General features: G+C 48.6%; 1 pseudogene. It reads right to left on the reverse strand.

Features of this window, described 5'->3' with window-relative positions:
- Positions 1-634: pseudogene (gene hslO / locus KIV40_RS32820) on the reverse strand (Hsp33 family molecular chaperone HslO); the annotation flags it as partial.

Raw genomic sequence — 634 nt, forward strand, 5'->3', positions numbered from 1 at the left:
GATAGCTGCGCCACTGCGTTCACGAGAACAACCGCAGAAGAACTCAACCGGTTGAGGCGTAAACAGCTGAACCTTCTCTTGGTTGTAAAGACGGTATAGAAGCTCGTTCGCTTCTAGAGAGAATAGCTCTTCGTCTTTTACTGTTGCTGTTAGCTGCTCTAGGTGCTCGAAGTCATCCGGTGTACCTGTGCCATCTGGCACGACTTGTAGAAGCATACCCGCTGCGTGTGGCTTACCTTCGTGCTCACCAGTACGTAGCCATAGGCGTGTTTTCAGTTGCTCTGAGTTTGCGAAGTATCCTTCAAGAACGTCGGCTAGTGTGTCGCCCTCTAGTGCCACAATACCTTGGTAACGCTCACCTTTCTTAGGATCGATCGTGATAACTAGGTAGCCTTTACCCATTAGGTCGTGTAGACCCGCGTCATCAGCAATGTCACCTTCAAAACGCGCAACACCACGCCATCACCTTGCAGCTGGATAGTGATAGAGCCTTCAAACTTTAGAGTCGCAGTAAGAAGAGTAGTTGAAACCAATAGCTCACCAAGAAGCTTTTGAATAGCCGCTGGGTATTCCTTGCTAGAAATAATTTGTTGGTACGCTTCGTCCAGTTGTACCAATTCACCACGTACCGATA

Source organism: Vibrio sp. D173a, assembly GCF_030248475.1.